The following is a 24,630-nucleotide window of genomic DNA, read 5'->3' as shown; positions in this document are numbered from 1 at the left end:
TCAGGTTCAAGATTTTGCGCAGTGCAAATCTTCTGGCGCTGGTCCTGATCCTTGCCCATCCGTGCCCGGCACGGGGAGAAGCGCAGGCACAGCCGGAATTAGCCACCTACGCGATTGAAAATCCCGCGGCGGAAAATGACCTTCTGCCCTGGGGGCTGGGGCCTCTGGCGGTGTGGGGTCATCGTTCGGCCCTGCCCTATCACGACGCGCGCGGACAGGACTGGCTATATATCCAGGATCGCGCAGGCTGGGAAAGCCACCTGCGGCTGCCGGGCAGTCTGGGCCCCAACGATCGGGCCCATGCCGGCTATGCCTTTGCCACGCCCCACGATTTCTGGCTCTGGTCGGGTGTCCTGGGGCGCACACATCTGCGCCATTACCACCTGACAGGCGCGGGCGCAGCCCCTGAGCGCCTGTCGCTGGTCAGCGAGACCGCCATCGGCGATCAGGACACCCGCCCGGGGGGACTGATCGCTCTGGCCAATGGTGGGCTGGTCGGGGTCTGGCACCAGTTCACCTACCATGAGGATCGCCACCTGGAAGTCGGCTTTATTTACCGCGATCCCGAAGGACGAGTGACAACCCTCGCTCCTTTGCGGGTTCCGGGACGGGCGGGAAATCCCGTAGCCACCCGCTGGGCCCTGGTTCAGCATCCGGCGGACGGCAGCATCTGGGCCTTCCTAAAACGTGACAGCTACCGTGAAATCAGCGCCATCCGCCTGGAGGAAGGTCCAGAGGGCTTGCGGGTCGAGCGCATCGAAACAGCCTTTATTGACCGCCGTCAGGGTCTCCACGCACCCGAAGCCGAATTCCCCTATCTCGCGGCGGTCCCCGATCTGGAGCGCAAACTCATCCTGCTCGGATATCAAAACTCCCAACAGCGAATTTTCCAGATCACCGACGGCGAAGGCAGCCTGCTCGGCGGTGTCTGTCCGATTCCCGCGAACGGACCACTTAAGCCGCATATCTTCGCCAAAGGGGCGCAGTTGAGCATTGCCGAAATTGCCGGGGACGGCAGCGCATCTTTTGTCGCCCTGCCCGCCTACACCGAACGGGTTCGGCCCTTCGGCCTGGCCGTGGAGGAAGGACTCTGGGTGATGTTCGAGGAGGCCTCTTGCCACAGCCATGGGCCGTCGTCAAGCGCGATCAACGATGAGATTTTTCTCGCGCGTCGCCAGGGAAGCTGGCACCCCCCACAGCGCATCGGGCGTGCCGAAACCCTAAACAACTCCCTGGCCTCGCACATTTTCTTCAACCCCGAATGGCCGCAATTTGTCGTACGCCTGGAAAACGGGCGCCTGCACAGCATCGAGCGGCGCTGAAATCACGGTTTAAACGCTGAACTCCCGAAAGCGCCGCACCGCCTCGCTGATCCCTTCTTCACCAAGATTGCCCAAAGCGATGCGCAGATAGGAGGCCAGCCCCGGTCCGAAAACTTCCCCGCCCAAAGTCAAAACCCCCGCCTCTTCCAGCAGCAGGCGCGACACCTGGCGTCCCGTATGGCCGGGGAAGGGATGGCGCACCCAAGCGAAAAACGAGCCACCCGTCACCAGGCGAAAAGGGTTGCCCGGGCCGCGGAACTGCTCGACAAACAGTTCATGCCGGCGCTGCATGCGCTCGCGATTGGCCGCCACCCAGTCCGAAAGATGCCGCACGCCGTAAAGGATGGCGTGTTGGGTGATGCGTGGCGCGCATACCGCCATGGTGTCCTGCGCCTTGAGGGCCTGGTGGAGAAAATCCGGAGAAGCGGCAAGCACCCCGGCGCGCAGACCGGTGAGCGCAAAGGTCTTGCCGAAGGAAGTGAGGTGGATGAAATGATCATCCCAGTCGGGATCGGTGAACAGGTCGTGGGGTCGAACGCCGCCAGGGATGAACTCGCCGTAGGTTTCGTCGAGAATCAGAGCCACGTCGTTTTTCTTGGCCAGCTGAAAGATTTCAGCGAGAACCTCCGGCGGCGACACGGTTCCGGTGGGATTGCTCGGGGTCACCAACAGCAGCGCGCGGGTCCGGCTGTTGATGCGCGAGGCCAGGGCGCGCACGTCGGGCACGCCGCCGCGCTCTTCGTCAAAGGGCACAAAGACGCTGCGGATGCCGAGCATATCCAGCGCCATAACATGGTCGAAATAGTAGGGCACGGCCACCACCACCTCGTCCCCCGGACGACACAGGGTCACCACGGCCAGCCAGAAGGCCTGACTGGCGCCGATGGTCAGGCACAGATGGTCGGCGGTCATTTCGGCGGCGTAGCGTTGCCGGTAGTACGCGCACAGCCCCTGGCGGACTTCGGGAAGGCCTTCGTCGGCGGAATAGCGATAAAGAGCAGGGTCGTCCAGCAGGCCCTTCAGGTGCGCGACCAGCTCCGGCGCCGGCGGATAGGACGGCACCGCCTGGCACAGGTCGATCAAGGGCCGATCCTGGGGATGACGGCCCGCGTTCACCCAATCCCACACTTCAGAGATAGGCGGAAAGCCGACTTCGCGGATATGGGGATTGATGGAATATTTCATGCCCGCCGCAGGGTCTCCACCAGCAGTTCGGTCACCCGCGCCATGTCGGCGACACTGACCGACTCGTCCACGGTATGCACGTTGGTCATGCCCGTGCCGAGAATCAGGGTTTCGATGCCCTGGGCATTAAAGATATTGGCGTCGCTGCCGCCGCCGGCGGAACGCACCGTCAGGGGCTGCCCCAGAGCCGCTGCGGCCTCACGTATCAGAGCAACCATGGGTGCGTCCAGAGGCACGTTCATCATCGGATAATCGGAAATGATTTCCCAGCGCACCTCGGGGGCGACCAGAACCCCTTCGATCTCGCGCCGCAGCTCCCGCGCGGCATCCTGGAAACATTGAATCATGTGCTCGGTCTGGGCTTCGAGTCGTTGCGGATCATGGCTGCGCGCCTCACCCTCCACCACCACCTGGCGGGGCACGATATTGATGGCCTGACCACCGTGAATGGTGCCGATATTGGCCGTGGTTTCTTCATCGACCCGCCCGAGGCGCATGCGCGCGATGGCGCGGGCCGTCACCTCAATGGCCGAGAGTCCCTTTTCGGGAGAAATTCCCGCGTGGGCCTCGCGCCCGATGACCTCGATGCGCAGCTTGTTGCCGGCGGGCGCGCGGTGAATGGCCAGATCAACCCCGGAGGTATCCAAAGCCAAGCCCCGGCGGCTTTTGATGAGAGAGAAATCCAGGTGCTTGGCGCCCAGCAGGCCCACCTCTTCGCAGACGGTGATTACGACCTCCACCGGACCGCGGGCAATGCCCTGCTCATGCATGACTTCAAGAGCCTCGATGACCTCGGCGATGCCGGCCTTGTCGTCGGCTCCCAGCACCGTGTCTCCGGCACTGGTGAAAACCCCGTCACACAGAACCGGCACCACCCCCATGGCCGGCTCAACCATATCCATGTGCAGCGAAAGCATGAAGGGGGCGCAATCACGTCCTTGAGACGGGAAATAGGCCACCAGGTTGCCGCTTTCGCTGCCGATGCGCGCGCCGGCATCATCAAATTTCACCTCGCCGCCGAGCCGGGTGAGGCGTTCGCGCAGGTAGCGCGAGATCTCTCCCTCACCAAAAGAGGGGCTGGCAATGGCGGCCAGACGGGCAAATTCTTCGCTGATACGTGTATGGTTGATCATGCACAGGCCTCGTAGAACAATGGGAAAAAACGTAACTTTTCAGCCGCATTGCCAATCGCGCCGCAGGGCGTGGCGGTTGAGTGCCGCGGCAAATGTTTGAGCCGCAGGCGAGTTTTTGCCGCAAGCGATGCCGCCGCGCCCTGCGGCGCATGCTGAACAGCTGCAAAAATAAATACATGGATGCCTATCTTTTACCCCAGTTGCAGACAGAAAGAAAGCCCCAGGCGGCAAACATGAAAACTTATCCAGACTGGACAATAGTCCCTTCAAACTGCTAAGATGCGGCGGATTCCACGCCAGAGCAGCGCGACGATAAACACCTCTTGTCTACGTTATTTTCGGTAACTATTCCGCTGCAATGCCCAATTTCGCCGCAGGGCATGGCGTTTGAGTGTCGCGGTGAATGTCTGAGCCGCAGGCGAATTTTTAATTTTTTCTGCAAGGTTTGCAGTTATGAACATGGATTATAATCCGCCCAACAGCTCTTCCAGCAAACGCGGCGGACGCAAACATCTGCCATCGCTGCTGCTGCTCTTATGTGTCGCGATAGCCGCCGGACTTTTTTTCTATCGCGCCGCGATCACCCAGACGGAAGCCCGAGTCGCTCCCGACACACCACCCGATTCTTCGCCAGCGGTCGCCGCGCAGGGCGCACAAACACCAGCGGAGCTGGAAATCCATCGCGAAACAATTTCCGGCATCATCACTCCCGGCGACACTCTCACCGCCCTGCTCGGCGACTATCTGACATCTCAGGAAATTCACCGTCTGGCCCAGAAAAGCCGAGCGATTTTTCCGTTGACGAGAATCTGCGCCGGACAGCCCTACGAACTCTGCCTGGAAGAAGGCGACTTTGAAAGTTTTCTATACGAGATCAATCGCGACGAACAATTGCTCATTCGCAAATCCAACGAAAAATTCGAAATCAGCCGCATACCTATTCCCTACACCCTTGATACCGAGGTGATTCACGGCACGATCAACTCCAGTCTGTTCAATGCCGTGGCGGCCATCGGCGAATCCCCCGAACTGGCCATCAACCTGGCGGACATTTTTGCCTGGGACATCGACTTCATCCGCGACATCCGCGAAGGCGACTCGTTCAAGGCTCTGGTGGAAAAACGCTTTCGCGACGGCGAGCAGGCAGGCTATGGCCGGATACTCGCAGCCGAATTCGCCAATCAAGACACACTTCACCGCGCCGTTCTTTTCAAAGACGGTGAGCGCCCGGCCGACTATTTCGACCCCGAAGGCAACCGTTTGCGAAAAGCCTTTCTCAGGGCGCCCCTGGAGTTTACCCGCATTTCCTCCGGATTCAGCATGCGCCGCTTCCACCCGGTAACCAAAACCTGGCGGGCGCATCCCGCCATCGATTACGCGGCTCCCACCGGCACTCCCATAATGACTGTCGGTGACGGCACCATTTCGCGCATCGGTTACACCAACGCGAATGGAAATTACATCCAGATCCGTCACGCCAACGGCTACGCCACCATGTATCTGCATATGAGCCGTTTCGCTAAAGGCATGAAAGAGGGCAAACAGGTGAAACAGGGCGAAGTCATCGGCTACGTCGGCGCCACGGGTCTCGCCACCGGCCCCCATCTGTGTTTCCGCATGACCAGGAACGGCGAACCGGTGAATCCGCAGAGAATCAGACCGCCTTCGGGGCCAGCCGTGCCCGCCCAAAATCTCGCTGAGTTCAAGGCGGTAGCCGCCCCCCTGCTGGCCCAACTGGCTGAGACGGAAAAGCGCCAGGCGCGCCTCGCCGAATCAAAATCCGCGGAGCAACCCTGAGGCCGACAAAATCCTTTCTTATCTCTGCCGCACCCGCCGCGACCTGCGGTGCATGCTGAACAGTTAATTTCCCGCGGAGACATGACCATGGCCATAAAGCTCGGCACCCTGTTGGTTCAAACCGGCCTGATTACCTTGAACGAGCTTGACGAAGCGCTTAAATTTCAAACTATTTTCGGCGGCAAACTGGGCACCAACCTCATCGAAATGGGGCTCGTCGAAGAGGAGGATGTCGCCCGCCTGCTCAGCCGCAAACTGCATGTGCCCTATACCAGCAGTGAACAACTCCTCGAAATCCCCGCCGGCACAATCAATCTGATGACGGTTGAATTGGCCGACAAATACAAGGTCGTGCCTTTTCACCAGGAGAAAAAACGCCTGCATCTGGTCATGATGGACCCCGGCGACCTGCGGGCGGTAGACGAAATAGGCTTCATTACCGGTCTTGCCATCCGCCCCATGGTCGCCCCCGAGGTCAGTCTGGTTCTGGCCCTGGAAAAACACTACGGCATCGAGCGGGACAAGCGCTATATCCCGGTCATCAAGCAGGTGCTCAAGCGCAAAGGGCGCTTGAAGAAAGACGGCCAAGAGACTTCAGGTCCGGTTCCGGACATCAAACGCGAGGACTCGCGTCGCTGGCGCGAAAGTGTCGCCAGGCACTCCATCGATCACCTCTCATCAGCCTTGGCGGATGTCAAGGATCGCAATGCGATTGCCGCTCTGGTCATGGAATATGTGGGCCGCTTTTTTGAAAAAACCGCCCTTTTCCTGGTGCGTGAGCAGAGCTTCAGCGGTTGGCAGGCGCATGTCCATGAAAAACCGGCGGCGGGTTTTGAAAAATTCGCTATTCCTCTGGACCAGCCCTCCGTTCTGCAGACCGTGGTTCAAACCCGCAGCTTTTATCTCGGCACGCCTCCCGACTCTCCCGCCAACAACCAGATCCGGCAGGCACTACAGGTTAAACTTCCGGAAACGACCCTGCTGATCCCCATCGTCAAACAGAACAGGGTCGTCTGCATTCTGTACGTTTCCGATAATTCGCCGGAACTCAAGGACGCGTTCTTCGATCTGCAGAAGGTCGTGCAAAAAGCTTCCCTGGCGCTGGATATCCTGATTCTGCGCAACAAGATCCTGATGACCTGACATGAACTATCTCGTGCATCTCTACCTCTCCGACGGTAGCCCGGGGGGCCTGCTTGGCAATCTCATGGGTGATTTCATCAAGGGTTCCCTTGGCGAGGAGTTCTCCCCTGAAATCCGCGCCGGCATTCGCCAGCATCGCCAGGTCGATGCCTATGCACAAAAAAACGTGCATTTCCGCCAGAGCAAAAGGCGGCTTGACGACAGCTTTGGCCATTGCAAAGGGATCCTCGTCGATGTCTTTTACGACCATTTTCTGGCGCGAACCTGGCAGCACTATCACCCTCTCCCCCTGGAAACATTTGCCGCTCGGGTTTACCAGCTTCTTGAGGAGCATTTTGCACTTCTGCCGCCGGGCCTTCAAGACGTCGCGCCGCGCATGATCAAACACAACTGGCTCCTGTCCTATCGAGAGACGGCTACTGTTGAGCGGGTTCTGCACAGGCTTGCCGCGCGTCTCTCCCGGCCGACGCCTCTCGCACAAGGGCTTTCGGCCCTTCTCGCAAACTATGATGAACTGGGCAGCGACTGTCGCGGATTTCTTAGCGACGCGCGCCGATTCTGCGTGCCATCCTAAAAAAACTCTTTGACGCGCAGGCCGTGAGGCTTTCCTTCTTTTACATTTGATCTGCAGATGAATCTTGCTAAACTCCTTTGAATTTTAATCTTTTTTGCCAACGATGGAAAGGATCCCATAAGCATGTTAACAAAACTCCACTTCCCCACGTTTCTCCTGACCTTTATCCTGCTGTTCGGCTCACTGACCTGCGCGTCATTTGCAGATGAAATCACGCTGAAAAACGGAGATCGCATCACCGGCACGGTGGTCGACGCCAAGGACGGGCAACTGCAAATTGCCACTCCCTACGCCAGCAAAATCCTGGTGAATTTCGATCAGATTCTTTCGATAGAAACAGACACTCCGGTAACTGTGCGTTTTCAAGGAACCGAAGTACTCAAAGGCCGCCTCGCGACCCGCGACGGGCAAGTCATTCTCCTCGCCGGTGAAGAACGCGGCGAAACAGTCATTGCCTGGGACCGGGTACGCTCCCTCAACGTGCCTGACATTACCTGGAATGGGAACATTTTTCTCGGCGGCACCCATCAGGCGGGCAACACCGACCGCATGAGCCTCTCTTTCGGTGCCAATGCCGTGCGCCGCAGTCTCGATGACCGCTTCAGCCTCTCCTTTCTTTACAATTACGCCGAAGAAGACAACGAGTTGACCACCCGCGACGCCTATGGTGCGATGAAATACGATTATTTCTTCACTTCCAGATTCTACGGCCTGCTCAGCGCGGAACTGCTCAAGGATAAATTCAAGGATCTCAACTTGCGGGCGGTGGTAGGACCGGGTGTTGGTTATCAGATTTGGGACGACGCCCGCAAAGGCCTGGATGTCGAGGCCGGCATCGCCTATTTTTCCGAAGATCGTGTCGAGGGCGAGGACGAACAATGGATGACCGCCCGTCTGGCGGCGGTCTTTCGCTATCAGTTTACATCCTGGTTGCGCTTCACCGACACCTTCATACTTTATCCGCACCTGGAGGAAGGCGGTGAGTACACCTTGCGCAACGACGCCGCCCTGATCACTTCGCTGAGTGCAAACTGGTCCCTGCGCCTGAACAATATCTGGGAAAGGGACAGTGACCCTGCCCCAGGGGTTAAAAAGGATGACTCCAAAACCACTGTCGCCCTGCAATACTCTTTCTAACCTGAATCCGTGAGATCCTGGGCTAAGGGTGTTGCACTCCACATCTGACCGATTATACTGAAAACATATCGAATTCAGACTGTGACGAGGGAGGCAAAAACATGAACGGACTGGACATCGCTCAGGGAATCGAACGCACGCGTACCGACAAGGATAAATTCATCCGCTGGTGGCGCAGCGAAAATGATTTCGTCGATTACGACCTCATCGACCGATTTCTCGACAATGCCCGCGAGGAAGATGAATTTGAAGGGTTCGAGCTCATTGATACGGAAACCATGTGGGAAACTCTCACCTCGAAAGTTCCTGACAGGGTCCGCCGCGAAAAACACAAAGATGGTGAACTAATCGTGTGGGAGCGGCCCGGCAAGGAGGATCAGACCTGCCCCTTCAGTGCCGAGTCCATCATGACCATCTTTGACGTGGAAACGCGCGGCAACGTCATCGAACCCTAGGTTTGGCCGAAATTCTATCGTTGAGCGCTGCGAACCTCTCGCAGGGCTCGGCTTTTTTCAGAAATGCAGCTGTATTGAGCATGCACAGCAGGCCGTCGCGCGACTGAGCGTTGCAGCAGAATTGCTCCTCAGGAATTAACCTTCATGGCGCAACCCTACAAAATCAGTGCGAAAAAAGTCGTTGCGCAGACAGACGATCTGCGTGTTTCAGAGATGACCCTGGCCGTCGGGGAGGAAATCCCCTGGCATATGCATTCCCTGGTCAGCGATACCTTCTATTGCCTTGAGGGTGCAGCGCGCCTACAGACCCGAGAGGCTCCTGAGGGCCGACTGTACCGGCCGGGCGATTCGGCAACCCTGCCTCCGGGTGAGCCGCATCGTGTTTCCAACGCCGGGCAGGGCGTCTGTCGCGTCCTGCTCATTCAGGGGATCGGCCATTATGATTTTCTGGCAACGGAGCCGCCCCTCACCGACAACGAAGAAAAACCTCCCACCGATCACCGCCGAAATGACCCCTGACGCGCAGAAGCCCTCCCCTATCACCTTGCGCGATGAGCGCATCAACCTGCGCTTTCTGCGGTTTTTCGTTATGTCCGCAGCCTTGTCTTACCTCTTCATCCTGACTCTTTCGACGTTCGGCACTTACCTGACCTTCCAGAATTACATCCGCACCGATGCCGAGGGCTATGCGGTACGCATCACCCAGACCCTGCTGGAACAGGATCGCGCCACGCTGACCCACTATGACCCGGACGGTCATCCACGCATTGATTTGGCCACAACGGATTTCGATGATTTCGATGCCCGTCTGCGCCCCTTGCTCGAGGCCTTAAATGTCGCTAAAATAAAAATTTACGATGCCGACAAACGCATTGTATATAGCAACGATTACGCCATCATTGACCGTATCGACACAGAGAACCGCGCCCTCGCAGAAGCCCTGACGGGAAAGGTCCGCTCAAACATCGGACATAAAGGCGAATTCTGGGATCTGCAGGAAGAACTGCGCTTGGATATCGACGTGGTTGAAACATACATCCCCATCGATGACGGAACCGACCACATCATCGGTTCTTATGAGATCTATCTGGATGTCTCCCATTACCGTCAGGACGTGCGCAAACTGGTACTGGCGGTCGCCGGCCTGCTCAGCGCCATTCTGGGTTCGATTTTTCTGGTGATATTCACGCTGCTGCGCAAGACCTCAGCGATCATTCAGAGCAAGTCCGCGCAAATCAAAGTCCTGAGCGGCCTGCTTCCGGTTTGCTGCGTATGCAAGAAAATCCGCAATGAAAACAACCAATGGGAAGCGATGGAAGAGTACATCAGCGCCCGCTCCGAATCGAATTTCTCTCACAGTTACTGCCCCGTGTGTCTGGCCCGAAACTATCCTGAGTTTGACCTGAACGGCGATTAAACGACGGCCCAAGGGTAAGGATTCAACAGGTGCCACAGGGTGCGGCAAAAGCTCGCCTGCGGCCCAAATATTTGCGGCAGCACTCAACCACCGCACCCTATGGCATTGTCAGACGTTGCAGTTGAACGGTTGCGCCCGATGTTCTTTAATTTTCCAGGACTTGACCTATTCTGTGTTGATCTGCCATATTGCAGCAGAAATTACACAGATGTCACCTTCTACCTCCTGCCAGACACTGCGACTGAACCTTGCATGATTCTTGCAAAACCCAACAGACATTAGCCTTCAGATTTCTGATTTCTATTCGTTTCCAATGGAGTACTCCCCCTAGGCACAGCTTCTGCCCCTCGCCGCAGACTCCCGCTGTCGCCATTTGACCAATAGGCGTTGTTTGGCTTGCCCGCGGAGAAAAGCTCGGCCCCCACGACAAGCCCATGACGCAATGGAGTTATTTACACAATGAAGAAATTGATTCTCTTTTCAATCGCCATCACCCTCTTCGTCACTGGCTGCGGTGGTGGCTCAGGCTCAGATGGCCCCCTGGAAGGTGAGGACAATTCAAATACGCGCACAATTTCAGGCATCGTCACCGATCCGGCAATCAGAGATGCAAGGCTAGAGCTCAGAAAAACGAGCGACGGCAGCCTTGCGGCAATCTGCGGCGCCGCCGGAACCCAACTCTGCAATAACACCTGGTCGGGTGCCGATGGCCGTTTCACCCTGGCAGTCCGGAAGACTTCCGATCTTTCCGACTATTATCTTGTGACCCACGGCGGAATTGACACCGTTTACGGCACCAGCTTCGAGTCCATTTCCCTGCGAAGTCCCCTTCAGGCTTTTTCCGGCCATTCCGGTGAAATCGTTGTTTCCCCCGTTACCAGCATTCTGAACCCATTCGTCGAAGAATGTGACCTCAGAACGGCCCTCGGACTTTCAGGGCATACGAATCTCCTCGCAGATCCGACCGAGAATACTGAACTTCTCAAGGTGTCCTATCTTCTGGTCAAAATCGCCCTTGCCTACAACGAGCTGGGCGGCTCGGAGGATGCCTTCGCGCGGATGGGAGAAGAGCTGGCGCTGCAACCGCTTTTTGACCAAGGCGGCAATTTGCGCAGACCATTTCTCGAAGAAGTTTTCCATGATTCATCCCTCGCGGAAGACTATTCCGCAAAAATGGACGCCATCGCGGCGACCGCGTTGCGCCTGCGAGGCTTTTCTGGAGATCCGGCCGCGGTCATGGGAATGATTGCCGGATCGGAAAAGCTGGCGGCGTTTACCGCAGCCCTCAATGCCATCATCGTCGATCTGCCTGAAACAGTCTCTGACACGTACACGGAAAACGTCACGGCTCTTTATACCAAGGTAGAAGAGCTTGCCGGCGAAATTCCCATCGAAGGTTTCAGCATTTCACAGCTGGCAAGATTTGTCGCCTACAGCAACGCCTTCTTTGCCGATTATACGAACTATCTGAACCGGGAAATTTTCGCCGCTGAACTTGCGGTCATCGTTCCCCCAGGACAGGAAGGGGAGGCATTCCTTGAAGCGCTGCGCTACCTTGCCCAAGAAAGAGTGCAGGTGGCCAGTGTCCCTCTTGCGGCCCCCCTCGGCAACGATAATGCTCAGCGAGCCGAGTACTATTTCAATTCGAATCTGGACCGCGGCTACCAAGCAAGAACGCTCATCAGCGCGATCTACAACGATGCGATGAACGATGAAATCTACCTAGAAATCGTCAAATACTACGCCGCACAGGGGCGGCACCAACGGGCGGCGGCACTTGCCGATGCCTATATTGTCAGCTCCCTCAACAGGGCAACGGCTTACAGCCATATCGGTCGTCATAGCGCTGCCTATTCCGCAGAGCTTGCCTTTGACTATCTTTCCCAAGCTGAGTCGCGATTCAGGGAAATCGCACAAAACCGGGGGTTATCCGACGAGTTGGTGGATGAATTGATCCTGGTCGCCAACCGATACACCCAGCTGGGGAACTTTTCCCAAGCCAGGGCGCTGCGGGAATGGCTGCTGGGCGAAGTCACGCGGCTGGACAACTCCGGGACGCCAACCCGCTTTACCCTGCATGCAAGACTGATCAGCGGGCAGCAGCATCTCATCGAGGACCTTATCTCCGAAAATCAAAAAGCGGAGGCCCTCGCCGGCATCGCCTATTTTGTCGAGTTGGTAGATAAATTAGAGATCAATCCGTCGCCGACAAATGCCAACCCCTATGCCCAGCACATGGTTTATTATGCCAGGGCCATGGGCTTCTATCGTGACCTTGCCGACAGCGCCAACGACGCCTGGATCAAAAATGAGGTCATGAACCTCTTTGCCGAAATACAGGCTCTGAAGGAATGGACCCAGGACAACAGAGGCGGGTTTCAGTGGATGGGTTCGACCTATTACGGCACGATTGCCGGTCACGTCTGCTGGGCCGGGGGGTTGGATGCGGCAATTTCTGAAGTTCTAAATCAGATCGATGTGGACAAAGGCGCGGTAGCGATCACCGGCAGGTACGCCGCCCTCAGAGGGATCATGATCGCCCTGGCGGAAGAGGATTTTTCCGCCGCGCGAGCCTTTTACGAAGAGCAGAATCCTCTGGCGGCGGATTTCTCGAATCTTTCCGTCAATCACAGCTACATTGACGCCTATGCCTACTTCAATCAAAGCAATCCCGGGCTGGCGGTTCATGCGCTGGAACGGGGCGATAGCCTTCTGGCGGAAAAAGCCCTGGATTATATTCGCGGCAAAATCGATGAGGCCGTTGTCTACTACGTCACCCATAACATCAATGAGGCCGCAAGCCTGGTCTCATTTGCAACGACCATGGCCGGCAGCCGCTACCTGGAGCGCGGCTATGTGAAACTCGCTCATGCCTATGCCCGCCTTGGCGCTAAGGACAAAGCCGCCGCGGTGCTGCTCAGCGCCGAGGAGTATGTCGACACCCTGCCCGCCTCGTTTATCAAGTCCAAGTCCTACGCGACCATCGGCTATTTTTTCCATGATATGGGTTATCAACCAGATGCCGCTGCGCTGTTCGACAAGGCCAGAACAGTCGATTCCTCCGGGATAACCGACGCCAAGGAGCGCTCGGAGTACTCTCTCGGCATTGCCAGAGACTTCTTTTTCCGCGGCGACAATGCCGGCATGAGCGGTTATCTGGAAGAAGCGACGCGTCACGCCCTGGAGATTCATGCTTCGGGTACGATCGACAATACTCGTGCCAGAGACGAATCGACGGCGCTCCGAAACATCGCCTTGGAGTACGGCAAGGTTCCGGATCTGAAAAAAGCCAAAGACCTGTTGCAACTCGCCATCGAGGCCGCAGAGCAGATTACCGCGGACAATAGCAGGACCACCGCCTACGCCAATATCGTCAGAACTTATGCCAGGCTCGGGCTGGTGGATCTTGCTTACGCGGCAGCGCAACGCCTTCATGCCACCGTGCCTGAGAGAAATTCATCCATTCGCGACATCGCCAAACACGTCACCAGCATTGATGACTTTCCCGACTCACCCCTCGCCTTTGTGGATACCGACAAAGATGGCAGGCCGGACTTTTTCGTGCCCTGGGCCAGTCCTGAGCAGATCGCCGCTTCCGGGCTCGAGCTCGACGATGACAGCGACGGGGACGGCAAGCCGGACACGGTCGATCTCACCCCCTTTCACGCCGACTGATGAAGTTGGTCCTCCGATTCTTTCCCCTAAGAGCAAAAGCGGGGGCGGTGCTGGCCGCCCTTGTTTTTGCCGCCTTATCCGCTTTGAGCGTTCAGGCCGCGCAGAGCGACGGGCAGAGCCTGTCGCAGAGGACCAGCCCTGCTCTTGATGAGGAGGAAGTTCTGGTTTTTGAAGATGTCGAAGTGCGGGCCAGGCGGCAAGAACAGGATTCCGGAAGCACACAGATTCCACCGCCATTTATCGAAAAACTCCCCCAGGGGCATGGAGATGTGACGGATCTTCTAAGGATTTTCCCTTCCGTTCAGTTCAGCGAGAGCTATAGAAGCGCCGCCACGGCCGGTGAAATCGCCCCTGCCGAAGTTTCCATTTCCGGCGGCAAACCCTATCAGAATCTATTCCTTCTCGATGGGATGAGCAATTCGAGTCTGCTTGATCCCGGGCAGGGCAATGCCTACCTGGCCGCCGATGTGTCAGGGCATGCGCAGAAATTTTTCGTGGATACATCCATCGTGGAAAGCCTCAGGGTTTATGACAGCAATGTGCCCGCCTCCTATGACAACTTCATGGGCGGGATCGTGGAGGTCAAGACCAAAAACCCGGGGCTGAGTTTCGGTGGCGACATCTCCTACCGAACAACCCGCTCAAGCTGGACGCATTTTTTCACTGATGACACAAAACCAGCGGCGACCGGAGGGACGGCCAACGTCGATCTGCAACCCAGGTTCGAAAAACACCACTTTTCAACGACGCTGAATGTTCCGGTGACGGAGGATACCGGCCTTCTGGTGAATTACAAACGCCTTGAATCCAGCATCCCCGTAAAATATTTCAGCGGATGGAAGAAGCAGGAGAGAAAGTCCGAGACGTTCTTTCTCAAAGGCGTTCACTACCTGGACGACTCAAGCCACCTGGAGTTCAGCGGCGCCTACGCACCCTACACCGCAAGGCACTTCACCAAAAACACCAGGAACAGCTATTTTACCGTCGAAGGCGGGGGATATTTTGCCGCCGCCGCCTACCACCGGGCAAGGGATGACAACCAACTTAAATTCCAGGCGAATTATTCCTATTCCGAAAACAGTCGCAATGCTCCCACGGACTTCAAGGCCTGGCTCGCCTCACCCAACAAACCCTGGGGGTTTGAGCTCCCCCTGGCAACAGACGCAAGTGGAAAGCTCAGGCAGCCCCTGAGCAACGAAGGGGGCTGGGGGAGCATCGACAAGCAAGAGGAAGCGGTGAGTGTCAGTCTTGACCACACCCCAGGCCGATTTGAAATGCTTGGCATCCATAGGCTGAGCTACGGTCTGCGCTACAGCCACATAACCGGGCGCTTTCATCGATTGACTGACGCAGCGACCTATCAGGATGCCGTCTGGGCGCCAGAGGTCAACTGCAATGGCGATGTCGCGACCTGCGTGGACAGCGAGCAATATTTCAGCCGTCGCACCCTCACGCCGGCCTCGGATGTCAGCGCTGCGATCAATGACTATTCCGCATATCTCGAAGACGATTGGAGCGCGTGGCGGTTGCGGCTCAGGTTTGGTCTCAGGGGCTCTTACGACGATTTTCAGCAAAACCTCAATGTCTCACCCAGGACCCTGCTTCAATACGACCTTTTCGGAAACCGCAGAACGGTCCTGTCCTCGGGATACAACCGCTATTACAGCGCTGCTCTCCTGGCCAACAAGCTGCGGGAAGGGCGAAGGCCGAGCTCTATCGAAAAGAGGGGGACCCACCAAAACATACTTCAGGATTGGGAAGCCAGCACCGACGGCACCAAGGTCTCCTACAGCTTTGAAGATCTCAAGACGCCTTACTCAGACGAGTATATGGTCGGAATCGATCAGGCCTTTATGGGCGGCTACCTTAACCTCAAGTACCTTGAGCGACAAAGCAGAAATGAATTTGCACGGCACAGAGGCGATGCGCAAGCCGACGGAATTGTCTACTGGAGACTCAACAACAATGGGAAAAGTGAATTCCGGTCGGTTCAGATCAAATGGGACAGGTCATGGCGGCGCCATTATCTTTTGTTCAACGCCTTCTGGCAGGAGTCGAAAACCTCCAATGACAGCTATGACAAGACATTTGATCTGGAAGACCTGGACACCCAGGTGATTTTCGCGGGCAAACTCATCCCCCTTGCGCAGATGCCCAAGGACAACTTCAACCGACCGGTGATCGTCAACCTTGCCTACACCGGGCGATTTTTCGATCGTCTCAGCATTTCCCCGGTCGTGAAATACAGAGGCAGTTACAGGCAGATCCAAATCACGGACAGGGACTATTTCCTCGGTTTTGGCGCGTTCGATCCGATTACCGGCGAGCAGACCAAAATAACCACGAATGCCTACGAGGTGGTCAAACAGGATGCGGCCGTCACGCTCGACTGCGCCCTGGCCTGGACCCAGAGCCTGGGGCGGAGCCATCAGGTGACTTTCACCCTGGAGGTATTCAACGTCCTCAATGCCAGACACCAGGAAGGAAAAAGCTACACAACGGGAGAAACGCCGGACAGCTACGAACTCGGCAGGCAGTTCTGGGCGGGGGTGGGCTACTCTTTCTGAAATACGGCGGAAAGTCCTCCCTCTGCTGCCGCAGGTGCCGACAAGGTTAGAATCCCGGGCAACTCCACGGACTGGGGTCCACGGCGTACCGAGAGGTTATAGTTGCCGGGCCGCGCGGGAACAGGCAAATCCACGACCAGGTTTTTGCGACCCCGCACAGACTGGCGCTTAGACTTGATGGGCAGGGAAAGGATGCTGATTCCGGCATGTTCGGACAGCCACAAATCCTCACCCTCAAAGAAGAAATCGCGAACCACAGTGCGCGTCGGGACAGTCACGACCCACTCTGGACGCTTGATCTCGCGGATGTCAACAACATGCAAGCCGGCCTGATGCGCCTCGATGAGCAGCAGGGAGTCCTGGACCTTGATTCTGCGGCAAAAACCCGCGAGGGGCAGACTTCCGACCAGGTGCAGTTTTTCCCCAGCGTCCGCCAGAGCAAAGACGCCAAGACCGGCATCACCGTTGGCAACCAGAAGGTAGTCGTCCACCAAAACCAGATCCCGCGCCGAGGCAAAAACACTGCGGGGCCAGGGCAACTGATGCTGTTGCAGCAGCCGCGGGTGTTCCGCAAGGCGGATATCCCATACCTGCACCCCGGCAGCCCCGGCCGCCAGGTAGACCAGATTATCGCGCACGGCCAAGCCACTGAGATCGGCTGTGCCGAGATCAATCTCCGCCGCTAATTGCAAGGACTCCGGTCGGCGGATATCCACCACGGACAGGCGACCGCCGGCGTCTAAAACATGGGCATGGGTTGCATCGACGTGCCAATTGCGCAAATTCTGCGGAAATCCCAGAGTGGAGAGAGGCAACAAACCACCCGAGTCGTCGCGCGTTAAAACATGCAACCCCGATGTCCGGTCGAGAACCAGCAGATGTTCGCCTCTGGCCTCCAGACCTATCACCTCGCTGATATTATCGACCGAGGTGCGCACCAGGCGCGGCGCATGGGGATCAGAGACATCCAGACGCCGAATGCCCATGCGCCCCAGAAGAAGTTTCAAGTTTCCCGAACCAAGCGACACCAGATCCCTAGTCCCACCTCCAATAGCCATCGCGTTGACCTCGCGCGGCTCTGCAGGTTCAGCGATATCCCAGACCTGCAGAGTGCCTCCCGGCAAAAGATAGAGAGTTTCATCGAAAATGCGAAGAAACTCTTGCTGTCCCGGGAGGGCGATGCGCTTCACCAGAAACGGCATCCCTTGCCTGGCGAGATCGAAAATCAGAAGTTGCGAAGTGAAGCGCTTCGCAGACTTGGCAAGCAAATAGAGATGGTCTCCGGAAATCCCCAGACTGCGGGGCTTTGTGCCGGCAGCCAGGGCAACTTTCTTGAGCGAGGTCCGCGGCGCGCGAATATCGATCAGATAGAGGTGATTTCCCTCGCCGATAACATACAAGGTGTCCCCGTGAAGTTCCAGACCGCGCAGGATATCCGGCAGGCTCACCGAGGCACCTAAGCGCGGCTGCCGCGGATCCGTGATATCCAGCAGATGCACCTGTCCGGTAGCGTCCAGGGCAGCCATTCCCCCCGGCCAGACCAGCAGGTCCACCAAGTTGCCGAGGCCGCCAAGACGATGGATCAAGGTGGGTTGCCGCGGGCGCGCCACATCGATCACCTGAATGCCGTCCAACCCAGCCGCAACCACGGCGATACGACCCTCGTCGAGCAGGACCACGCGGTGCGCAACCCCTCCGGCGACCAGGTGACCGATCCGGCGCATTTGCCCTTCTTCGCCAAGGTCTAGAATCTGCAAGCCATCATTGCCGGTCGCCAAAAATAGAGAGTCGCCGGCAACGGCGCCGTCGCGAACCGCCGAAAACGACTTACCAAAGGTTCCGCGGGAGACCAGCGTGTCTTCCGCATCGCGCTGAAAACTCTGGAGACCCTGGTTTTGCATCCCGGCGTAGAGGATCGGGCCGTCCTGAGCCAAGGCCGTGACAATGTCGCCGAGGGAATGATGGACGTTCAGGCCCGCTCTGGCGCGGGACAATTCAGCCACTTGCAAACCCTGGCGACTGTCGGCTACAAACAGAAAATCGTCGCTGAGAGCCACGCCGCGCGCGGTTCGCAGGGGCTGGACAAACCCCGTCTTACGCGGGCGGCGGGGATCTGAGACATCCACAATTTTCACCCCGTTCGTCTGTGTGGCAAATGCCAGGGTATCGCCGTGCACCTGCAAATCCCTGCCGATTCCGGCTAAAGTCAATTCGCTCAAGTTTCGCGGCTTTGCGGGATCACTCACGTCAAGCACAATCAATCCGCGCTTCTGGTCGGCCAGAAAGACCAAATCCTCCTGAACAACCACTGAGTGGAGATTTCCTTCCGTTGCAAGCTGTGCGAGCAATTGGGGTTGGGCGGCATTTTGCAGATCGAAGATGCGCAATCCGCCGCGATTGTCGGCGACAAAGGCGAGATGATCGCGCACCGCGACGGTCCAGGAGAAATCCAGAGAAGGGAGCCTTCCGATTTCGCGCGGTGCGCGCGGATCGCTGACATCGAGCAACAAGACCCCTTTTTTCCCCTGGGCCAGAAGAACCAGGCCCGCCGGCGAGGCCGCCAGCCCGAAACAGGCGTCCGGGGTCACAAAGCGCCCGACGGCCTGGGGGCGCGTCGCATCGGAGACATCGAGAATCACCAGCCCCTGGCGGCTGTCGGAAACATAGGCCAGATCACCGGCGACTTTAAGATCCCAGGGGGATCTGAAGGCCTCTTTTTCCACCCCGAGAACCTTTGGCCGGCGTGGATCGCTGATGTCCACCACTTGTATCCCCGAGCGGCTGTTGGCAAGATAGGCTCGGTTCCCAAGGACGCGAACCTGCTCCAGAGTGCCGGGGATACCGAGCGTTTCGAGGCTGCCGACAATAGCGTGACGATTCGCGCTGTCAAGAGTCAATGCGACCTGTGTCCGAGAAGAAAAACCCTGTCCTTCAAGCCGCAGGCGGAGAGTATCCTCGCCGGATGCGGGGAGAATTTCGACGGATGAAACCACCAGGGGCCGGGAGTCTTGCCGCCATTGATGGGCGCCCAGCCACAAGGCCGCGGCCAGTGTCAGAATGAGCCCGAACAAACTCACGGACAGCAGCAGGATGTTATTGAAAATCTTCATGATTTCTCGATTAAAATCAATTCAGCCACTTATCGAGCATGTTGAACAAATCCTGCTGCCTGAAAGGCTTGGCAAGAAAATCGTCCATGCCGGCGTCCAGGCAGCGTCGCACATCGTCCTTCTGGGTGTGAGCCGTCATGGCGACGATGGGCATGCGGTAGCCGCGCCGACGCAGAATGCGTGTGGTTTCAAAGCCATCCAGAATGGGCAACTGGCAATCCATGAACACCAGATCGGCACGGCTTCCGGCAAGGCGTTCCAGCGCCTCGCTGCCGCTGCCGACAATACAGAGGCGATAATCCAGGCCCTCGAAGAGAAGTTCGATCAGCCGCTGGGTCGTGGGATTGTCTTCCGCAACCAGAATCCGCCGGGGAAGCTGGCCCCTGTCCTCCGCAAGGTCCAAAACAGGCACCACCGGCGTGGGTCGCGGCACCGCAACCGGAAGCGGGGCCGCCGCCAGAGCAGCGGCCAAGGTTTGCGGCAACAGCGACGCGCGCACCGGCTTGCACAGGGTGCGGACAACGCCGGCAGCGACACGCTGATCCGCGGAAGCGCACATCTGGTGCGGACACAGCAGGACAATCCGGGTCTGGGCAAAATCAGGCCCGCCGTGAATCCCTGCCGCCAGTTGCAAACCGCTCTGCCCAGGCAGGCTCTCATCGATGAGCGCCAGGGCATAGGGCCGTCCGGCAGAGACCGCGCGACGCAGAAGGTCCATGGCCGCGGTCGGGGTTGCCGCTGTCTGCGCCCGCAGACCCAGATCCGCCAGGGAATCAACCAGCGCTGAGCAGGCCGCTTCATTATTCTCAACCACGAGAACTTCGCGGCCGCCCAGTTCGCTTGGCACGACACTGGCCGCGTCCTCCTGCCCGCCGCGTTTGGCGACACGCAGATTGACCCAGAAGACCGAACCCTTGCCGGGTTCGCTCTCCATGCCGACGGTGCCGCCCATCATCTCCACCAGCTGCTTGACAATGGAGAGACCAAGGCCCGTTCCCCCATACTGGCGGGCGGTGGTGTTGTCGGCCTGGGAGAAAGACTCGAAGATCTGTTCCTGAACCTCGCGCGCGATGCCGATGCCGGTATCACGTACCTCAATACGCAGCCAGGTATTTTGTCGCTCCTCCATAAGAGTGCGCACGCTCACCACGATCTCACCGGCGGCGGTGAACTTGACGGCGTTACCGAGCAGATTAAGCAGGATCTGTCGTAGACGCCCGGGATCGCCGCACACCAGGCGCGGAGTTTTTCCATCGATGTGGCAAACCAGTTCCAATTCCTTGCCGAAAGCCTTTTCAGCAAGGAGTTCCACTGCGTCCTCCACGCACTGGCGCAGGTCAAAATCCACCCGTTCAAGCTCGAACTTGCCAGCTTCAATTTTGGAGAAATCAAGGATGTCATTGAGAATGCTCAAGAGTGCTTCGCCGGAATTGTAAACTGTTTCTGCCAGACTATGCTGACGCTCATCGAGATCGGTGCGGAAAAGCAGGTCCGTCATCCCCAGCACCCCGATCATCGGAGTACGGATTTCATGACTCATGTTCGCCAGAAACTGCGACTTGGCCCGATTGGCAGCTTCAGCTTCTTCTTTCGCCCGCTCAAGCGCGGTCACCGTTTTCAGGAGTTCTTCGTTGGCACGACGCAAATCCAGGGTGCGCTGATCAACAAGAGTTTCCAGGTTGCGCCGATGGTTTTCCAGTTCAAGGTCGCGCTGCTCGATATGGCTGAGCATTTCATTGAACCCTTCAATCAGTCCACCGATTTCGTCTTCACTGTCTTTCCGGGCTCTTACCCGAAAATTCTGCTCCCGGCTCACTCGGTTCATGACCCCGAGGAGTTGCAGAATCGGCAGCGAGATAAATCCTTGCAGGCGCGATGAGATCAGGTAGGCGAGAAGCATGGACGACCAGAGAACCAGCAAAGCGCCGATACCAAACCACTGCCACCTCTGATAAAGTTGACGAAGATCGGACTGCAGAACCACAGTTCCCACCTGGTGACCATCCATCGCAACGGGATGCAGCAGAATGAGCGAGGTCAGGGTAAAGCGATGGGACTGCCGTCCGTCCTGTATGAGAACGCGCAGGTCTTCATTGGGGAGAGCCAGATCCTGGGCGTTTTCCTCGAATCCGGAATGACGCGGATTCAGATAATGGGCAAAGGGAGCATGATCGGAATCGAAAATATAGGCCGCCCGAATGCCGTCCTCGGCACTCAGCGAGGCGAGAGTTTCTCCAGCCGAGAGAAAATCCCTGAAAACCAGGGCGCTGCGGCTGTTGCGACCGATGATCTCGGCCAGGGTAGAGGTCTTGTCGACGAGAGTTTGACGGAAGGTGACGACTTCAGTGAGAATGAATGCACTCAGGGTGAGCACCAGCACCACGGAGCTGGTCAGCATGATGATGGCGTTCAGCTTCTGCCGGATCGGCGCATCGCGAAAAAAACGACTCATTAAAACGCATCCTGCCGCACAAGAAGAATAAAATCAAAAACGAATTCTAACAAATCGCGGCAGAAAAAAGAAACGAATAATGACAACAGCACCTGCATCCGAAGACGAACATGAGATTGTTCCAGCCGAGATCCTTCCAGAGGCGGGCCGATGCCTCTCGATAACACGTGTGCGAACCTGGTCTCTGGTTCTGGAAGCACGCCAGGTTCCCCACCGGGTGCTGCGGCGCGGTTGGGAGTGGACCATTCTGGTGCCGCATGCGCAGCGCGAGCAAGCCGAATACGAAATCCGCACCTACGAGGAAAAGAACCGCCACTGGCCGCCGAGAAACACGGAAATCCAAACCCGCGACCATACCCGCGAAACGCTCTCGCTTCTGTTGCTCCTGGCCATCTTTCACAATCTTACCCTTCTTGACCCGGGCCCCTTGGGCCTGCGCCCCGAGCAATGGTACGAACAGGGCGCGGCTCACGCGGCCGCCATCCGCAACGGGCAATGGTGGCGCACCGTCACCGCCCTGACCCTGCATATTGACTGGCGGCACCTGACGGGCAACCTGATCCTCGGCGGCTTGTTCGCCGCGCGCCTGTGCGCCGTCACGGGATTCGGCCGGGGCTGGGCGCTGATTCTCGCCTCCGGGATGGCCGGCAACCTGATCAACGCATGGCTGCAGACCGGCAGTCATCGCGCAGTGGGAGCATCCACAGCCGTGTTCGGAACCATCGGGATTCTCTGCGCCATGGAAACACGTCGCCGCGACAAAGCCATGAACCTGCGCCGTTTTCTGCCCCTGGCGGCCGGAGCCGCGCTGCTGGCCATGTTCGGCGCGGGCGGAGAAAACACCGACCTCGGCGCCCACCTCTTTGGTTTTCTTGCCGGGTTGGGCCTTGGCTATCTGGTGCCCGACCCCAGGGCTTCACATCCAACAGCCCATTCAAGATTCGGCTGGTCGGCGGGCCTTGGCGCCCTTGCCCTTGTTGTCGCAGCCTGGACTCTGGCATTGCGGCACAGCTTCTGACCACCGCCCACACCTCACCTCCAGACCTGCACGCTCAGGGCATCAGTTCGCGGCGCCGCAGTTCCTGTCGCACCTCGTTCCAACGCTCACGCAAGGCTTGCACCTGTGCTTCATCGGCCATGCCTCGGGTGGCGCCGACGCCGAAGGAACCGGTGCCGTATCCGACATTTCCGGAGGTGCGCAGCGCACGTGACTCGCGCGCCAGTTGATCACTGAGACTCTGGTAATAAGCCCGTATCTCTTCATCAGACATGACCTGATGCTCTTTCTCAAGCAGATCGGCGGTGCGCTGTCCGGCGCCGGCCGCACAGGCCGTCAGGAGCGCGGCCAGCAGAAAAAGTCGCACCCAGTGGATAATAACCTTCATTGATACCTCCTCTTGCACACGATTTCCGGCGCATGCCTGAATCAGCTCGAAACTCATTGATCCAGGCTACGATCCATCTGTCATTCTTGCAGAAATAAGAGATGAGGGGAATTTGTTTTCTTTTATCCACACCCACCGCGCGAAAAAACAGAAAACCCATCTACGCTCATCCATCGACCTTAGCAGAAACCCTTCCTGTCCGTGGTTGGACAATTTTTTCCACTGCGCCCCGCGAAGGATCAAAGTAAAAATTGACATTTTTGTCATGGGCTGCTAGAAAAGGATGGATTGTGTATACAGTCTACTTCTGAAGAGGCGTTAACGGCTCGTAATCCCTAAGGAAAATGGGAGCAAAACGGTCATGAAACATGGCTTTTTGCAGGTCCCCCTGCTCGCCACGGGCATTTCCTGATGGACATGGACGCAAAAGCACTCCAGGTCAACTTCCGGTCACCCGCATCATGGCGGGCACCGCCGCTATTTCATGGATTTTCGGCGCCGGTCTGTTCCGGCGACATTAGGATTATTATCGGAGAGAGTGCCCTCTGAACAAGCGTCGGAGAGGCAGAGGCAAGTCAACTTTTTCAGGGGATGATGGGTATGCAAATGTTATTTGGATCCTCGGTGGGTAAGAAGATCGCCATGGCGGCAACGGGGCTGATTCTAGTCCTGTTCGTCATCGTCCACCTCATCGGCAACACATCGATTTTCGCGGGGCCCGACGGCATTAATGCCTATGCGGCCACACTCCACAGCATGGGGCCGATTGTGTGGATCTTCCGGCTGGTGATGCTGGGAGTTTTCCTGCTGCACATCTGGCTGGGCCTCAAGCTGACGCTTGAGAACAAGCTGGCGCGTCCCGTCGGGTACGCACAGAAGGAGAACCTTCGCACCAGCTATGCTGCGCAGATCATGATTTACAGCGGTCTAGTGCTTCTGCTTTTCACCATTTACCACCTGCTGCATTTCACCGTGCGCGTCACGAACCCCGAGATTTCTCACTTCGTTGATGCTGCCGGCCGCCTTGATGTCTATGCCATGGTGGTCCTCAGCTTTCAGAAATTCTTTATCACCCTGACCTACGTCATCGCCATGGTGTTTTTGCTGCTGCATCTGAGTCACGGCATCGGCAGCATGTTCCAGTCCACAGGCCTGAACAATGCACGCACTCTGCCGACCATTCAGACTGCCGGCAAATGGATTGCGATCGTCCTGTTGGTAGGCTACATCGCCATTCCCATTTCCATTTTCGTAGGCATGATCAAACTCTAGGGGGAA

At 57.6% G+C, this 24,630-nt stretch carries 17 protein-coding genes; 12 read left to right on the top strand and 5 right to left on the bottom strand.

Translation table 11 applies throughout. The annotated features are described in order from the left end of the window. The first annotated feature begins 14 nt into the window (after nt 1-14). The gene (locus tag GFER_RS09835; protein ID WP_139172061.1) at nt 15-1,322 is read left to right on the top strand and encodes a hypothetical protein; all 1,308 of its coding nucleotides are present in this window, start codon (nt 15-17) and stop codon (nt 1,320-1,322) included. Between the two features lie 9 nt (nt 1,323-1,331). On the opposite strand, the gene GFER_RS09830 is transcribed toward GFER_RS09835, so the two are convergent. After that, nucleotides 1,332-2,507, bottom strand: coding sequence for an aminotransferase (locus tag GFER_RS09830; RefSeq protein WP_040099039.1), 1,176 nt, complete (start codon nt 2,505-2,507; stop codon nt 1,332-1,334). Then, nucleotides 2,504-3,640 (bottom strand): M20/M25/M40 family metallo-hydrolase, encoded by a 1,137-nt coding sequence (locus tag GFER_RS09825; protein ID WP_040099036.1) that lies wholly within the window; start codon nt 3,638-3,640, stop codon nt 2,504-2,506. The genes GFER_RS09830 and GFER_RS09825 overlap by 4 nt, the downstream gene beginning before the upstream one ends. 453 nt (nt 3,641-4,093) lie before the next feature. Here GFER_RS09825 and GFER_RS09820 point away from each other — a divergent pair, with 453 nt between their 5' ends. From GFER_RS09820 to GFER_RS09780, 9 genes are all read left to right on the top strand, one after another. Continuing rightward, nucleotides 4,094-5,437, top strand: a complete 1,344-nt coding sequence (locus tag GFER_RS09820) for a M23 family metallopeptidase (RefSeq protein WP_139172059.1) — start codon at nt 4,094-4,096, stop codon at nt 5,435-5,437. Between the two features lie 87 nt (nt 5,438-5,524). Then, entirely contained in the window at nt 5,525-6,580 is a 1,056-nt protein-coding gene (locus GFER_RS09815) for a GspE/PulE/PilB domain-containing protein (protein WP_040099034.1), read from the top strand. 1 nt (nt 6,581) lies between these two features. Further along, nucleotides 6,582-7,154, top strand: a complete 573-nt coding sequence (locus GFER_RS09810; protein WP_040099033.1) for an acyl carrier protein phosphodiesterase — start codon at nt 6,582-6,584, stop codon at nt 7,152-7,154. Nucleotides 7,155-7,277: 123 nt separating this feature from the next. Next, on the top strand, nt 7,278-8,291 hold the full coding sequence (locus GFER_RS09805; protein ID WP_040099032.1) for a DUF481 domain-containing protein: 1,014 nt from the start codon (nt 7,278-7,280) through the stop codon (nt 8,289-8,291). Between the two features lie 101 nt (nt 8,292-8,392). Continuing rightward, nucleotides 8,393-8,746 carry a hypothetical protein gene (locus GFER_RS09800; protein WP_040099030.1) on the top strand — a complete coding sequence of 118 codons (354 nt, stop codon included), beginning with the start codon at nt 8,393-8,395 and terminating at the stop codon, nt 8,744-8,746. A 144-nt stretch (nt 8,747-8,890) separates the two neighbouring features. Continuing rightward, a complete protein-coding gene (locus GFER_RS09795; protein ID WP_052446267.1) occupies nt 8,891-9,265 on the top strand; it encodes a cupin domain-containing protein in 375 nt (124 codons plus the stop codon). Then, nucleotides 9,255-10,163 carry a hypothetical protein gene (locus tag GFER_RS17730; RefSeq protein WP_052446266.1) on the top strand — a complete coding sequence of 303 codons (909 nt, stop codon included), beginning with the start codon at nt 9,255-9,257 and terminating at the stop codon, nt 10,161-10,163. The genes GFER_RS09795 and GFER_RS17730 overlap by 11 nt, the downstream gene beginning before the upstream one ends. Before the next feature lie 459 nt (nt 10,164-10,622). After that, on the top strand, nt 10,623-13,838 hold the full coding sequence (locus GFER_RS09785; protein WP_040099027.1) for a tetratricopeptide repeat protein: 3,216 nt from the start codon (nt 10,623-10,625) through the stop codon (nt 13,836-13,838). A 47-nt stretch (nt 13,839-13,885) separates the two neighbouring features. Then, nucleotides 13,886-16,405, top strand: a complete 2,520-nt coding sequence (locus tag GFER_RS09780; protein ID WP_040099025.1) for a TonB-dependent receptor plug domain-containing protein — start codon at nt 13,886-13,888, stop codon at nt 16,403-16,405. Here the strand turns inward: GFER_RS09780 and GFER_RS09775 are convergent. Together GFER_RS09775 and GFER_RS09770 are read right to left on the bottom strand one after the other, a co-directional pair. Then, nucleotides 16,393-19,515, bottom strand: a complete 3,123-nt coding sequence (locus GFER_RS09775) for an LVIVD repeat-containing protein (protein WP_040099023.1) — start codon at nt 19,513-19,515, stop codon at nt 16,393-16,395. The genes GFER_RS09780 and GFER_RS09775 overlap by 13 nt on opposite strands. A gap of 16 nt (nt 19,516-19,531) precedes the next feature. Next, nucleotides 19,532-21,967, bottom strand: coding sequence for a response regulator (locus tag GFER_RS09770; protein WP_052446265.1), 2,436 nt, complete (start codon nt 21,965-21,967; stop codon nt 19,532-19,534). Nucleotides 21,968-22,046: 79 nt separating this feature from the next. On the opposite strand from GFER_RS09770, the gene GFER_RS09765 reads away from it, so the two are divergent. Continuing rightward, a complete protein-coding gene (locus tag GFER_RS09765; protein WP_074669519.1) occupies nt 22,047-22,985 on the top strand; it encodes a rhomboid family intramembrane serine protease in 939 nt (312 codons plus the stop codon). A 34-nt stretch (nt 22,986-23,019) separates the two neighbouring features. On the opposite strand, the gene GFER_RS09760 is transcribed toward GFER_RS09765, so the two are convergent. Continuing rightward, entirely contained in the window at nt 23,020-23,352 is a 333-nt protein-coding gene (locus GFER_RS09760; protein WP_040099021.1) for a hypothetical protein, read from the bottom strand. A 600-nt stretch (nt 23,353-23,952) separates the two neighbouring features. On the opposite strand from GFER_RS09760, the gene GFER_RS09755 reads away from it, so the two are divergent. Then, nucleotides 23,953-24,624: a succinate dehydrogenase cytochrome b subunit gene (locus GFER_RS09755; protein WP_082048010.1), complete on the top strand. Its 672-nt coding sequence runs from the start codon at nt 23,953-23,955 to the stop codon at nt 24,622-24,624. Nucleotides 24,625-24,630: the final 6 nt, after the last annotated feature.

Origin of the sequence: Geoalkalibacter ferrihydriticus DSM 17813, from assembly GCF_000820505.1 — a bacterium.
GTDB lineage: Bacteria > Desulfobacterota > Desulfuromonadia > Desulfuromonadales > Geoalkalibacteraceae > Geoalkalibacter > Geoalkalibacter ferrihydriticus.
Note: the sequence above shows the minus strand (reverse complement) of the source record. Positions and strands in the feature narration are given on the sequence as shown.